The organism is Comamonas sp. MYb21, assembly GCF_037479395.1.
Taxonomy (GTDB): Bacteria; Pseudomonadota; Gammaproteobacteria; order Burkholderiales; family Burkholderiaceae_C; genus Comamonas.
Map to the genome: position 1 here is coordinate 71,630 of NZ_JBBGZC010000002.1, position 12,093 is coordinate 83,722.

General features: G+C 64.9%; 10 protein-coding genes. 6 read left to right on the plus strand and 4 right to left on the minus strand.

Translation table 11 applies throughout. The features are described from left to right. Nucleotides 1-135 precede the first annotated feature (135 nt). From WH367_RS03290 to WH367_RS03305, 4 genes are all read left to right on the plus strand, one after another. The gene (locus tag WH367_RS03290) at nt 136-2,484 is read left to right on the plus strand and encodes a cyanophycin metabolism-associated ABC transporter (protein WP_339534219.1); all 2,349 of its coding nucleotides are present in this window, start codon (nt 136-138) and stop codon (nt 2,482-2,484) included. A gap of 24 nt (nt 2,485-2,508) precedes the next feature. Then, on the plus strand, nt 2,509-2,982 hold the full coding sequence (locus tag WH367_RS03295; protein WP_312988878.1) for a cyanophycin metabolism-associated DUF1854 family protein: 474 nt from the start codon (nt 2,509-2,511) through the stop codon (nt 2,980-2,982). Nucleotides 2,983-3,153: 171 nt separating this feature from the next. Then, a complete protein-coding gene (locus WH367_RS03300) occupies nt 3,154-3,603 on the plus strand; it encodes a hypothetical protein (RefSeq protein ID WP_339534221.1) in 450 nt (149 codons plus the stop codon). Between the two features lie 175 nt (nt 3,604-3,778). Further along, complete coding sequence (locus tag WH367_RS03305; protein ID WP_339534223.1) at nt 3,779-5,911, plus strand: TonB-dependent receptor domain-containing protein; 2,133 nt, start codon at nt 3,779-3,781, stop codon at nt 5,909-5,911. Nucleotides 5,912-6,004: 93 nt separating this feature from the next. Here WH367_RS03305 and WH367_RS03310 read toward each other — a convergent pair whose 3' ends face one another. Then, on the minus strand, nt 6,005-6,904 hold the full coding sequence (locus tag WH367_RS03310) for a 5'-nucleotidase (RefSeq protein WP_133857682.1): 900 nt from the start codon (nt 6,902-6,904) through the stop codon (nt 6,005-6,007). Between the two features lie 59 nt (nt 6,905-6,963). After that, nucleotides 6,964-7,698 (minus strand): FadR/GntR family transcriptional regulator, encoded by a 735-nt coding sequence (locus WH367_RS03315; protein ID WP_339534226.1) that lies wholly within the window; start codon nt 7,696-7,698, stop codon nt 6,964-6,966. Between the two features lie 180 nt (nt 7,699-7,878). On the opposite strand from WH367_RS03315, the gene uxuA reads away from it, so the two are divergent. Beyond that, the gene (gene uxuA / locus WH367_RS03320) at nt 7,879-8,955 is read left to right on the plus strand and encodes a mannonate dehydratase (protein WP_312988873.1); all 1,077 of its coding nucleotides are present in this window, start codon (nt 7,879-7,881) and stop codon (nt 8,953-8,955) included. A 23-nt stretch (nt 8,956-8,978) separates the two neighbouring features. Next, complete coding sequence (locus WH367_RS03325; RefSeq protein ID WP_339534227.1) at nt 8,979-9,995, plus strand: Bug family tripartite tricarboxylate transporter substrate binding protein; 1,017 nt, start codon at nt 8,979-8,981, stop codon at nt 9,993-9,995. 49 nt (nt 9,996-10,044) lie between these two features. Here WH367_RS03325 and gspF read toward each other — a convergent pair whose 3' ends face one another. Continuing rightward, complete coding sequence (gene gspF / locus WH367_RS03330; protein ID WP_339534229.1) at nt 10,045-11,262, minus strand: type II secretion system inner membrane protein GspF; 1,218 nt, start codon at nt 11,260-11,262, stop codon at nt 10,045-10,047. A gap of 87 nt (nt 11,263-11,349) precedes the next feature. After that, nucleotides 11,350-12,000, minus strand: a complete 651-nt coding sequence (locus WH367_RS03335) for a glutathione S-transferase family protein (protein WP_339534231.1) — start codon at nt 11,998-12,000, stop codon at nt 11,350-11,352. Nucleotides 12,001-12,093 lie beyond the last annotated feature (93 nt).

Here is a 12,093-nt window from a genome sequence, read left to right on the forward strand (position 1 = left end):
GCTGTCAGCCTATTGGGCATGTCAGACGTTAAAGACAGATGAGGGCGGGGCGACCCATGCCGCCGTTCGCCACAATAATATGCGGTTGTTCACCGGACCACTGCCACCGCCCCGTGCGGAGAGAAAAAACGCCTTATGCAACATCTTCATTCCGCGGACGCGTCAGCATTCCTTGCGGGTCCGCTAGGAACCCAATTGCGAGCCAAGCTCAACACCCTGGAAAACGTGCTTGCCGTCACTCCCGTTGACCTGACCTCGGATTTGCGCTTCGGCAGCGGCCAGGTGGTGCTGACCTCGGAGCGCCTTCTGGCCTTTGATCCCGATGCCCAGCAGTGGAGTGAGTGGGTACTATCAACGGATTTGAGCCTGCGTTTTTTTGACCATGGCGGCGTGGGCAGCCTGGAGCTGCATGACAGCGCGCAGCGCCTGGGCCTGTGGCGCATCACCCTGAGCCACCAGACGGCGGTGCTGGGCCTGATGCAGCAGTTCGAGCGCCAACGTGAGCGTTTGCTGCGCAACGAGGCCTACCAGGTGGTCGAGGACGAGCGCTCGCTCTGCCCGGTCTGCGGCAGCGTGCTGCCCCCCGACAGCGAAGAATGCCCGGCCTGCGCCCGCCAGCAGAATGCACCGACCTCGAGCTGGGTGCTGCTGCGCCTGTGGCGCTTTGCCAAACCCTACAAAATGCAATTGTTGTTGGGTTTCGTCCTGACGCTCTGCACCACGGCCGCCCAGCTGGTGGCGCCGTACCTGACGATTCCGCTGATGGACAAGATCCTGATCCCGTTCCAGAACGGCGAGAAGATCGATGCCGGCCTGGTACGCTTCTACCTGGGCGCGCTGCTGGTCTCGGCGCTGATCGCCTGGCTGCTGGGCTGGGCGCGCACCTTTGTGCTGGCGCGCGTCTCCGAGCGCATCGGCGCCAACCTGCGCACCACCACCTACAACCACCTGCTCAAGCTGTCGCTCGATTTTTACGGCAGCAAGCGCACCGGTGACCTGATGGCCCGTATCGGTGCCGAAACCGACCGCATCAACCTGTTCCTCTCGCTCAACGCACTGGATTTTGCGACCGATGTGCTGATGATCGTGATGACCTCGGCGATCCTGTTCTCGATCAACCCCTGGCTGGCCCTGGTGACCCTGGTGCCGCTGCCCTTCATCGCCTGGATGATCCACACGGTGCGCGACAAGCTGCGCACCGGCTTCGAGAAGATCGACCGCGTCTGGTCCGAAGTGACCAATGTGCTGGCTGACACGATTCCCGGTATCCGCGTCGTCAAGGCCTTTGCCCAAGAGCAGCGCGAGGCTGACCGCTTTGCCGCTGCCAACCAGGTCAACCTCGAAGCCAATGACCGGGTCAACAAGACCTGGTCGCTGTTCACGCCCACGGTCACCTTGCTGACCGAAATCGGCCTGTTGATCGTCTGGGCCTTTGGTATCTACCTGGTGGCTGGCGGCTCGATCACTGTCGGTGTGCTGACCGCCTTTATCGCCTACATCGGCCGCTTCTACACGCGTCTCGATTCGATGAGCCGCATTGTGTCGGTCACGCAAAAGGCCGCCGCCGGCGCCAAGCGCATCTTTGACATCCTCGACCATGTGAGCAACGTGCCCGACCCGGTCAACCCGGTCAAGCTGGGCAAGGTGCAGGGCGCCATCACGATGGAGAACGTCGGTTTCCGCTATGGCAGCCGCACCGTCATCAAGGACCTGAACCTGCAGATCCGCCCCGGTGAGATGATTGGCCTGGTGGGCCACAGCGGCTCGGGCAAGAGCACCCTGGTCAACCTGATCAGCCGTTTCTACGACGTGACTGATGGCTCGATCCAGCTCGATGGCATCGATGTGCGCCGCATTGCGGTGTCCGACTACCGCAGCAATATCGGCCTGGTGCTGCAGGAGCCCTTCCTGTTCTTTGGCACCATTGCCGAGAACATTGCCTACGGCAAGCCCGATGCGACACGCGAAGAGATTGTGGCCGCTGCCCGCGCCGCCCATGCGCATGAGTTCATCCTGCGCCTGCCCCATGGCTATGACTCGCTGGTCGGCGAGCGCGGCCAGGGCCTGTCCGGCGGTGAGCGCCAGCGCATCTCGATTGCGCGCGCGCTGCTGATCGACCCACGCATCCTGATCCTGGACGAGGCGACCTCGGCCGTCGATACCGAGACTGAAAAGGAAATCCAGCGGGCGCTGGACAACCTGGTGCAAGGCCGCACGACGATTGCGATTGCCCACCGCCTCTCGACCCTGCGCAAGGCCGACCGCCTGGTGGTGATGGACCGCGGCGAGATTGTCGAAGTCGGATCGCATGATGCGCTGATGGCCCAGGAAGGCGCCTACTGGCGCTTGTACATGGCGCAGGCGCGCCGCGCCGAGGAAGATGCCGAAGCCGCTGGCGTGGTCACCGCGCGCGCTGCGGGCGTGACCTATGACATGCAGCCCCTGCCCAAGTCCCATGTGGACGGGTCCGATGACAACCGCTGATCAGCAGCCCAGGAAAGCCCTTTCATGACAACCATTTCCTCTCCGCTGGCGCTCAGCCGCAATCCCTTTGGCCGTCTGGTTCTGGACAAGGACGGCAGGCCCCACCAGGTCAACCCGGTGCGCGCCTTTCCGCTGTCGGCACCATCGCTGGGCATCTCCCTGGTCGGCGAAGACGGCAAGGAAGTGCTGTGGATCGCCGATATGGACGCGGTGGACCCGGCCGCCCGCGCACTGCTCGACGAAGACCTGGCCGCGCGCGAGTTCCAGCCGCTGATCGAGCGCATTGTCAGCGTCTCCACGTTCTCCGTCCCCAGCATCTGGACCCTGGAGACCGACCGGGGCCCCGTCCACATGACCTTGAAGGCCGAAGAGGACATCCGCAAGCTGCATGGCCGCCAGAACCTGCTGATCACCTCGGCCGATGGCGTGCACTACCGCCTGCCCGATACGAACCGCCTCGACAAGGCGTCGCGCAAGCTGCTGGAGCGCTTTTTGTAAGCTGCCCCTACCGCAAGCTGCAGTGCAGGGCCCGGAATTGCGGGCCCTTGTCTTTTTGCGGGCCTTGTCCCCCAGGTGCTGCTTTGCCTGGCATTTACAGGCATAATGCAATTCATTTGCAATAGTGGCCGTCGTCTGCGCGGCCCCCTGGTTTGATTGTCTGCCCGGCCTGTGTCTTCCCTGCGCGCTCTCCACCCTCTGTCTGTCTCGGCGCATGCGCCCAGGCCGCTGCGTGGCTGGGTGATGGCGCTGCTGTGCTGGCTGTGTTTTGCGCAGCTGTGCCTGCCGCTGCTGGGCAAGGTCCATGAAATCAGCCACCTCCATGCCCGCGCGCTGCAGACGGCTGCGCTCATGGCCACGGCACCGGCTGGCGAGCGCGACAGCAGCGATACCGTAGTCAGCCCCGGCCATGGCGGGCATGACCTGTTTGGCAAGCACTCCGAAGCCGACTGTCAGGGCTTCTCGCACATGGCCTTGGGTGCCGGCCTGCTCTGCGATGCGCTGCAGGCGCCCTTGCTCGCGGCGGCGCAGGAAGCGGCACCCACCGTGCTGGCCATCTTGCTGCGCCAAAGCCCGGCGCTGTTCTTTGCGCGTGGCCCTCCGTCTCTCACTCCCTCCTAGTTCCAGTGACACGGCCGTTGACCCCTGACCTTTGATGGTGCAGGGCAGCGCAGGCCGGTCTGTCTTGTTTTTTCCGCGCAATTGCCCGGCGTTATGGCGCCGGGCCGGTTCAGCCAGCAGTGCTGGGCTGCGCGCGCACATGCGCTGGATGCATGTGCTTTTCGAGGGGTAGACCATGGGTTTCCATGCACAACAGGCGCAGCCGCTGGTGGCGCGCACAGCAATTTTCAAGCCACAGGCGCGTGATCTGCGCCCGGTTGCAGCAGCGGTGATCGGCCTGCTGCTGAGCAGCGCCGCGCTGGCGCAGAACGCTGAAGACAGCACGCCGGCAACGACCACTGCGACCACCACCTTGCCCGAGGTGACGGTGTCGGCCAGCGGCACCAACCGCACGGTCGACGACATGACCACGCCGGTGACGGTGCTGCAAGGCGATGAGCTGGTGCAAAAGCGCGGTGCCAGTTTGGGCGAGACCCTGGCCAATGAGCCCGGCATTCAGGCCACGCACTTTGGTGCCGGTGCCAGCCGCCCGGTGATTCGCGGCATGGATGGTGCGCGGGTCAAGGTACTGAACGATGGCGCGGTGATCCAGGATGCCTCGACCATCAGCCCCGACCATGCGGTGGTGAGCGAGCCCATGCTGGCCACCCAGATCGAGGTGCTGCGCGGCCCCTCGGCGCTGATCTATGGCGCCGGCGCGATTGGCGGTGTGGTCAATGTGCTGGACAACAAGATCCCCACCAAGGTGCCGGAGAAGGGCTATGAAGGCCAGGTCGAAGTGCGTGCCGGCACGGGCGCCAACGACGCGGCGACGGCCCTGTCGCTGACGGCGGGCTCGGGCCCCTTTGCCCTGCATATGGAGGGCATGGCCCGCAATGCCGATGACTACCGCGTGGGCAGCGGCTGGGGCCTGGGCAACAAGGTGGACGGCAGCCGCGCGCGCAATGCCGGCGGCAGCATCGGGCTGTCCTGGATCGGCGACAGCGGCTATGTGGGCCTGGCCTACACCCGCACCCAGGCGCGCTACGGCCTGCCCGGCCACAACCACAGCTTTGAAGGCTGCCACACCCACGGCCTGCACCTGCACTGCGGCGGCCATGATGGCCATGACCATGGGGATGACGACCATGACCACGACCATGAGGAAGAAGGCGTGCCGGTGGTGGACATGCACAGCGAGCGCTATGACCTGCGCTCCGAGTGGCGCCAGCCGTTTGCCGGTGTGTCGGCCATTCGTGTGCGCGGCGGCGTGACGCGCTACCACCACGACGAGATCGAGGGCGGCGAGATCTCCACCAGCTTCAAGAACCGCGCGCATGACATGCGTGTCGATGTGCTGCATGAGCCGATTGCCGGCTGGACCGGTCTGGTCGGCTTTGAGGCCGCGCAGCGCCGCTTCAGCGCCACCGGTGAGGAAGCCTATGTGCAGCCGACCCGCACGCAAAGCCAAGGCGTCTACCTGCTCGAAGAGCGCCGCTTTGGCGACTTTGGCGTCGAGGCCGCACTGCGCCACGACTGGCAAAGCGTTTATGCCAATGACGACGGCCTGGTGCGCAAGCACAAGGGCAATTCGCTGTCGCTGGGCGGCAGCTGGCGCTTTATGCCGGGCTACCGCCTGAGCGCCCATGTCACCTCGGCCAGCCGCTTGCCCACGGCCGAAGAGCTGTATGCGCGCGGCCTGCACATGGCCACCTCGACCTATGAGCTGGGCAACCCCGATCTGCGCAAGGAGCGCTCGGGCAATATCGACATCGGCATTGCGCGCACTGCGGGCGACACGACCTACTCGGTCAATGTTTACCGCAACCGGGTGAACAACTACATCTATGGCCGCACCGTCGATGAGCACGACGGCCTGCAGCTGCTGCAGTATGCGCAGCAGACCGCCACCTTCACCGGTCTGGAAGGCCAGATCCAGCACCGCATCAATGCGAACTGGACGGTGGGCGCCACCGGTGACCTGGTGCATGCCAAGCTCGAAGACGGCAGCAAGATCCCGCGTCTGGCTCCTGCCCGCGTGGGCCTGCGCGTGGCCGGAAAATGGGCCAACTGGAGGAGCGAAGCGCAGTGGCAGCTGGTCAAACGCCAGAACAAGGTCGCGGACTATGAAAGCGAGACCCCGGGCTACGGCATGCTGAACTGGCGCGTGAGCTACCACCAGACCTCCAGCGATGGCACGCCATGGCAGGTCTACCTGAAGCTGGACAACCTGACCAACAAGCTGGCCTACGTGCACACCTCGTTCATCAAGAACGCGGCGCCGCTGCAGGGCCGTGCAGTCTCGCTGGGCTTTATCAAGCAGTTCTAAGCAGCTGGCTGTAGAAGCATGAACGCCAAAGCCGCTGTCTCCACCAGGAGCCAGCGGCTTTTTTGCGTTTGTGTTTTGCTTGGGCGGAGGCGATCAGAGGTTGGAGATGCCGCTGCTGACATGGCCGGCCGGCACATGGGCCGCCGCGCTGGTCACATGGCCGGTCTGGTCGTCAAAGAAGAAATCAGGCTCGAACTCACGCAGAAACTCGCCCTTAGCCAGGCCACCCAAGAACATGGTTTCATCGACGCCGATGTTCCAGTCCATCAGGGTGCGGATCGCGCGCTCATGCGCGGGGGCGCTGCGGGCGGTGACCAGGGCGGTGCGGATGCGCATCTGGCTTTGCGTGTCTTGCTGCAGCCGGTGGAGCGCCGCCAGCAGCGGCTTGAAGGGGCCATCGGGCAGCGGCCGGGTGGCATGCTCGATCTCATGGCGCTGGAACGCATCCAGCCCCTGGGCCTGGAAGACGCGCTCGGCCTCATCGGAGAACAGCACCGCATCGCCGTCAAAGGCAATGCGCACTTCATCGGGGTGGCTGTCCTGCGCCTGGGCCGATTCGGTCAGCACACGCGCGGCCGGAAAGCCCAGCTGCAGCGCCTGCTGCACATCGGTGGCATTGGCCGACAGGAACAAATGCGCGCCCAGCGGCTTGAGGTAGCGAAAAGGGTCGCGCCCCTGGGTGAACACCCCGCGCTGGATGGAGTGAAGCCCATGGGCCTTGCAGCTGCGGAACACCCGCATGCCGCTGACCGGGTCATTGCGCGAGAGCAGCACCACCTCCACCTTCTGCACCGTGCCACTGTTGAACGCCAGCAGCTTGCGCACCAAGGAGAACGCCACGCCCGGTGGCGCGGGGATATCGAGCCGCTGCAGCTGCAGCTGGGCATAGGCCTGGTCCTTGTCCTGCTCGAAAACCCGGTTTTCTTCTTCAAAGTTGAACAGCGCCCGCGAGGAGATCGCGACCACCAGCTTGTTTTCGAGAGTGGCAGCCATGGCCGTCCTTGTTGCTGAACTGAGGGCCAATATAGCGCAGTGGCTGCGCTGTTCTTGACTTAATACCAAGCCTGGGAGAACTGCGAGATCACGCGCCCCAAATGCTGCTGCATCGCCTGGCGCGCCTGCGCGGGCTGGCGCTCGGCAATCGCGGCAAAGATGGCCTGGTGGTCCTTGAGGCTGGCTTCGCGCAGCTGCTCGGAGTGGAAATGCTGCTCGATCTTGTCCCAGCGCGGGTCCTGGCGGGCGTTGTCCCACATCGCTTCCACCATGTGCTGGAGCACGCGGTTGCCGGTGGCCTCGGCAATGGCGAGGTGAAAACGCCGGTCGGCCGCGTCATAGGCGTCCTTGTCGGCCAGCTGCAGGCGCATGGCGGCGAGGGCGTCGAGCATGCGGTCCAGGTCGGCATCGCGCCGCTCGCTGGCAGCGGCGGCAGCTATCTCGGCCTCGACCAGCACGCGGGCGCGCAGGGTCTCGAGCGGGCCGGGGCCGGTGGGCACATCAAAGGCGGGCAGGCGGCTGGGGCCATTGGCACCCGTTGGCTGCAGGTAGATGCCCGAGCCCAGGCGCACCTCGACCAGGCCCTGCACCTCCAGCGCAATGATGGCCTCGCGCACGGCAGTGCGGCTGACGCCAAACATATCGGCCAGCGTGCGCTCCGACGGCAGGCGCTGGTCGGCCGCCGCGCTGTCTGTGGCGGTTTCTTCCAGGATTTTTCTGGCGAGGTCCTGGTAGGACCTGACACCGGCGGTGCGGCTGTCGTCGTCAACCGGAGGGACCAGCTTGTTGGGCATCTTGCGCGTATTCCGTTCATCGGCCGCTCCGCCAAAACCGGAAGGCCAGCAGCAGTGTAAGCCGCCCTCTGGCCCAAATGCGGCAAATACCGGACATAGTGGTAAACCATCAATCTAAATGGTCTAGCCAGTTTGTAGAATTGGTCTAACCAGATTTTTGATTGCAGCAAAAGGTTTTCCATGAAGATGTCGTTTCGTTGGTTTGGCAGCGCGGACCCGGTCTCGCTCGCCTATATCCGCCAGATCCCCGGGGTCACGCATATCGTCTCGGCGATCTATGACGAGCCGGTTGGCGCCGTCTGGCCGCTGGCCAAGATCGAGGCGCTCAAGCAGCAGATTGAAGACGCGGGCCTGGCTTTTGAGCTGGTGGAATCGGTGCCGGTGCACGAGGACATCAAGCTCGGCCGCGACAGCCGCGACCAGCTGATCGCCAACTACCAGCAAACCCTGCGCCATCTGGCTGCCGCCGGTGTGCAGGTGGTGTGCTACAACTTCATGCCGGTGTTTGACTGGACCCGCACCGAGCTGGCCAAGCAGCTGCCCGATGGCTCTACCTGCCTGGCCTTTGACAGCCGCCAGGCCGACAGCATCGATGCGGAAAAAGGCATCTCGCTGCCCGGCTGGGACAGCAGTTACCGCAGCGATGAGCTGCAAGGCCTGCTGCAGGCCTACCGCCAGGTCGATGCCGAGCAGCTCTGGCAGAACCTGGCCTATTTTCTGCAGGCGGTCATCCCGGTGGCCGAGGAATGCGGCATCAAGATGGCCATCCACCCCGATGACCCGCCGCGCCCGATCTTTGGCCTGCCGCGCATCGTGAAGAACCGCGACGACCTCGCCCGCATCGTCGACCTGATCGACAGCCCCGCCAATGGCCTGACCCTGTGCTCGGGCTCGCTGGGCGCCGGCCCGCAGAACAATGTCGAGGCGCTGGTGCGCGAGTTTGGCGGGCGCGGCCGCATCCACTTTGCGCATATCCGCAATGTCAAGGTATCGCCCGAGGGCGACTTTGAAGAAACCGCCCACCTCTCGACCTGTGGCTCGCTCGATATCGCGGCCATCGTCAAGGCCTACCACGATGTGGGCTTTGCAGGCTATGTGCGCCCGGACCACGGCCGCATGATCTGGGGCGAAACCGGCAAGCCCGGCTATGGCCTCTACGACCGGGCACTGGGCGCCGTCTACATCAATGGGCTGTGGGAGGCGGTGGACAAGTTCTCGCCCGAGCAGCAAGACAGCGCAGCGCCTGCTGCCCTCTGATTTCAAACCAAGGAGACATAACAATGACGACCAAGACAACACAGCACGCCATGCTGCGTCGCAAACTGACCCTGGGTCTGGCGCTGGGCGCCAGCTTGATCGGCGCGGGCGCCCCGGCGCTGGCGCAGACCGCCTACCCGACCAAGCCGGTCACCCTGATGGTGGGCTTCCCGCCAGGTGGTCAGACCGATTTTGCCGCCCGCGTGCTCAGCAACAGCCTGGCGGCCAATCTGGGCCAGGGCGTGGTCATCGAGAACAAGGCCGGCGTCAATGGCAACCTGGGCTCGGCCGACATCATGCGTTCGGCCCCCGATGGCTACCGCATGCTGGTGGGCAATGGCTCGATGACCGTAACCCCGCATGTGTTCCCGACCCTGGGCATTGTGGACCCGACCAAGTTTGTGCCCGTGGGCATCCTGCTGCAGTCGCCACTGGTGCTGGTGGTGCCCACCTCGTCACCGGTCAAGGACTTTGCGCAGTTTGCCGCCCTCGTCAAGGAGCGCGCCAAGGCCGGCAAGGGCGTGGACTATGGCACCCCGGGTGCCGGTTCGCTGGTGCATGTGACCACCGAGCTGATGCGCGAGCGCCTGGGCAGCCCGGCGATGAACCATGTGCCCTACAAGGGCAGTGGCCCTGCCGTGATCGACCTGATGGCCGGCCGCATCGAGGCCATGTTTGATGCGACCTCGGTGTTTGATCCCTATATCAAGTCCGGCAAGGTGCGCCCCATCCTGGTCACCAGCAGCAGCCGCGTGGCCTCGCTCCCCGATGTGCCGACCCCCGCCGAAGTGGGCCTGAAGGATTTCGAGATCATCTCCTTCATCGGCATGTATGGCCCGCCCGGCACCCGCCCTGAGGTGGTGCAAAAGCTCAATGCAGCCATCAACACGGTGCTGAAGGAACCAGCGGTGATCCGCAGCTTTCAGGAGCGCGGTGACCAGCCTGGCGGCGGCACGCCTGAGCAGCTCGATGCGATGACGCGCGCGCAGTACAAGCTCTGGGGCGATGTGGTCAAGGCCAACAAGATCCACGCGGAGTGAAATTGGGCCCCGCTGGCCTGACCGGGCCAAGCGGGGTCAGTCTGGTTGTTTAGCGCACAAACTGGTTGAGCTGGATGATGGGCATCAACACCGCCATCACGATGATGCCGACAATGATGCCCATGCCGACGATCAGCAGCGGCTCCAGGATGGTGGCCAGGCGCATCGCGCGGCGTTTCACATCACCGGCCAGCTGGTTGGCCACGCGCTGCAGCATTTGCGGCAGCTCGCCGGTCTGCTCGCCCAGGCGGGCAAACATCGACAGCAGCGCGGGGAAGCGCTTTTTCTGCGCCAAGGCCGAGGCGAGCGGCGCGCCCTCGCGCACCTGGTCCAGCGCATCGATGGCGTCCTGGCGCATCGCCTGGTTGGAGACGGTCTGCGCAGCGGCCTGCAGCGCCTTCAAGATGGGCACGCCGGCATTGCTGAGCATGGCCAGGGTCGAGGCAAAACGGGCGGCATTGTAGTTGCGCGAGAGCTTGCCGACGACCGGCAGCTGCAGCCAGCCGGCATCAAAGCGCTGGCGAAAGGCGGGCTGGCGCAGCGACAGGCGCAGCAGCACGGTGCCGGCAATGGCCAAGCCCGCGCCCAGCCACCACCAGTGGCGGATCAGGTCGCTAAAGCCCAGCATGATGCGGGTGAGCAGCGGCAGCGCATGCTTGGTACCCGAGAACACCTCGGCCACCTGGGGCACCACATAGCTCATCAGCACCATCACCACGACAAAGGCAAAGCAGGTGACGATGGCCGGGTAGAGCGAGGCACCGATGAGGCTGTTCTTGAGCTGGTCGCGCTCTTCCAAATCATCGGCAAGCCGCGAGAGCACCTGGTCGAGGTGGCCGCTGTGCTCGCCCGCATCGATCACGGCGCGGTAGATCTGCGAAAAATCACGGGGGTAGAGGGCCAGCGACTTGGCAAAGGTGGAGCCGCCATTGACTTCGGCGCGCAGGCTGGCGACCAGCTGGCGCTGGGGCTCGCTGTCGATCTCTTCCATCAGCGCGGTCAGCGCTCGCTCCAGCTGCAGGCCCGAGCTGATGAGGCCGGCGAGCTGGCGCGTCCAGACCGCCAGGCTCGTGGCATTGAAGACCGCGCGCCGGCTGCGCACGGTGCTGGCGCCGTTGTCGTCGACATCGCCCAGCGGCTCGACCGCCAAGGGCACCATGGCCTGGGCACGCAGCAGGCTGCGCGCGGCCTTGGCGCTGTCGGCTTCGATCATGCCCTTGCGGGTCTGGCCCTGGGCGTCTAGAACTTCGTACGAAAAAGCGGGCATGGGGCAGGTGGATAAAACAAGGTGGCTCCATGGCCACCCCGGGCTATTGTGCCTGATCCCCATGGCATGCAGATGGCAGCGGCCCGATCAGGCAGCGGCTGCAGCGGGCATCTCGACGGGGCCGTCGAGCGCATCGGCGCGCTGGGCAGCGGGGCGCTGCAGCAGCGGCAGCGCGTAGTCCTGGAATTCGGGCAGGCTGGGCAGGGTGCCTTCGTGCATGCTCCAGCCGATATAGCTGGCCAGGTACAGGTCGGCCGCCGTGAAATGGTCGCCGCAGGCAAAGCGCTTGCCGCTCACCGCCAGTTGCAGGCTGCGCAGCACATCGTCAAAACGGCCATAGCCGGCCGACAGTGCCTGGCGTTCGGTCTGGTTCTTCAGCCAGCCTTCGGCCTTGGCGGTGGACACCGCCTCGACCGGCCCAGCCACCAGGAACAGCCAGCGGTAGTAGCTGCCGCGCTCGGGGCTGCCCAGCGCCGGTGCCAGCTTTTTCTCGGGGTAAAGATCGGCCAGGTAGGCCAGGATCGCGCCGGTCTCGCTCACCACCGTGTCGCCATGCTGCAGTGCCGGTACCTTGCCCATGGGGTTGAGCGCCAGGTAGTCGGGAGACTTCATCGTGCCGCCAAACTCCAGCCGCACCGGCTCGTAGACGGCATCGCACTCTTCGAGCATCCAGCGCACCATGCGGGCGCGGGACTGGGGGTGGTAGAAAAAGCGCAGCGGGGCGTTGTGGGGGGTCATGTCTTGGTCCTTCGGGTGACTGGCAAAATCGCCATGCCCCTAGGTTAGGCAGGGAGGCTGACAGAAACTGTCAGCAGCTGGCATCAAGCCGCA

Bases quoted from the DNA above. Each gene is read 5' to 3' on its own strand.
- WH367_RS03315 (WP_339534226.1), bottom strand. From the start codon at position 7,698: ATGCCCAACAAGCTGGTCCCTCCGGTTGACGACGACAGCCGCACCGCC.
- WH367_RS03325 (WP_339534227.1), top strand. From the start codon at position 8,979: ATGACGACCAAGACAACACAGCACGCCATGCTGCGTCGCAAACTGACC.
- gspF (WP_339534229.1), bottom strand. From the start codon at position 11,262: ATGCCCGCTTTTTCGTACGAAGTTCTAGACGCCCAGGGCCAGACCCGC.
- WH367_RS03295 (WP_312988878.1), top strand. From the start codon at position 2,509: ATGACAACCATTTCCTCTCCGCTGGCGCTCAGCCGCAATCCCTTTGGC.
- WH367_RS03335 (WP_339534231.1), bottom strand. From the start codon at position 12,000: ATGACCCCCCACAACGCCCCGCTGCGCTTTTTCTACCACCCCCAGTCC.
- WH367_RS03290 (WP_339534219.1), top strand. From the start codon at position 136: ATGCAACATCTTCATTCCGCGGACGCGTCAGCATTCCTTGCGGGTCCG.
- WH367_RS03305 (WP_339534223.1), top strand. From the start codon at position 3,779: ATGGGTTTCCATGCACAACAGGCGCAGCCGCTGGTGGCGCGCACAGCA.
- uxuA (WP_312988873.1), top strand. From the start codon at position 7,879: ATGAAGATGTCGTTTCGTTGGTTTGGCAGCGCGGACCCGGTCTCGCTC.
- WH367_RS03310 (WP_133857682.1), bottom strand. From the start codon at position 6,904: ATGGCTGCCACTCTCGAAAACAAGCTGGTGGTCGCGATCTCCTCGCGG.